This is a genomic window from Rhizobacter sp. P1_G5 (assembly GCF_056405435.1).
Genome location: NZ_JBFUCB010001088.1, coordinates 1 through 938 on the forward strand (window position 1 = coordinate 1; position 938 = coordinate 938).

2 protein-coding genes are annotated in these 938 nt (G+C 73.2%); both read left to right on the plus strand.

The genetic code is table 11. The annotated features are described in order from the left end of the window. Positions 1–414, plus strand: a 414-nt coding sequence (locus AC1D12_RS34195; protein WP_477845506.1) for a winged helix-turn-helix domain-containing protein, incomplete at its 5' end; no start/stop codon positions are given. Next, positions 398–938, plus strand: a 541-nt coding sequence (locus AC1D12_RS34200; RefSeq protein ID WP_477845507.1) for a hypothetical protein, incomplete at its 3' end; no start/stop codon positions are given. The genes AC1D12_RS34195 and AC1D12_RS34200, both read left to right, overlap by 17 nt.

The window sequence follows — 938 nt, forward strand, 5'->3', positions numbered from 1 at the left end:
CGCGAACTGCTGGCCCATGTGCGTGCGGTGCTGCGCCGCACGCAACCCGCCGCGGCCGCAGCGGCCCCCACCGAACCCGCGGCCCAGCTGCATTTCGGCGACTGGACGCTCGACCTGCGCGAGCGCGAGCTGCGCGCCGCCGATGGCAGCGCCTGCGCGCTGACGCCGGCCGAGTTCCGGCTGCTCGAGGCTTTCGTCAGCCAGCCGGGCAAGGTGTGGACGCGCGACCAGCTGCTGGAGCACACGCGCAGCCTGGAGACCGAGGTGTTCGACCGCAGTGTCGACGTGCTGATCCTGCGCGTGCGCCGCAAGATCGAGCCGAACCCGAAGCACCCGCGCTACATCTGCACCGAGCGCGGGCTGGGTTACGTCTTCGCTGCGCCTGTGACCCACGGGCATGAGCGCACCACCTGAAGCGACACCCAGCGTCGGACCCCGCGCCCAGCGGGTCCGCACCCGGCTGATGGCCGCCTTCGTGATCCTGCTGGTCGCCGCGATCGCGCTGGCCATCGTCGGCTGGCTCGGCATGCAGCGCACGCAGCGCGAGCTCTCGGCCTACGAAGACGAGGTGCTGCCGCAGATCGCGYAAGCGCTCGAACTCGCCGAGCGCACGACGCGCCTGGCCGCCACCGCGCCCGACCTGGCCGAGTCGCGCACGCCCGAGAGCCTGGACGCCAGCGCGACGATCGCGCGCGGGCTGATCAGCGAGATCCGCCAGCGCTCCGGCGAGATCGACGGCCAGGGCCCGCTGAAGGCCCGCATCGGCCCGCTGATCGACCGCGGCGACATCAACCTGCTGCGGCTGGCCGAGCTGACGCAGCTGCGCCAGCAGGTGCGCCAGCGGCTGCAGACGCAGATGGAGCGGCTGGAAGACATCGGCAGCCGGCTGCACGCCCGCGGCACGCCGCCGCGCCACGGCGACCCGGTGCTGACGCAGG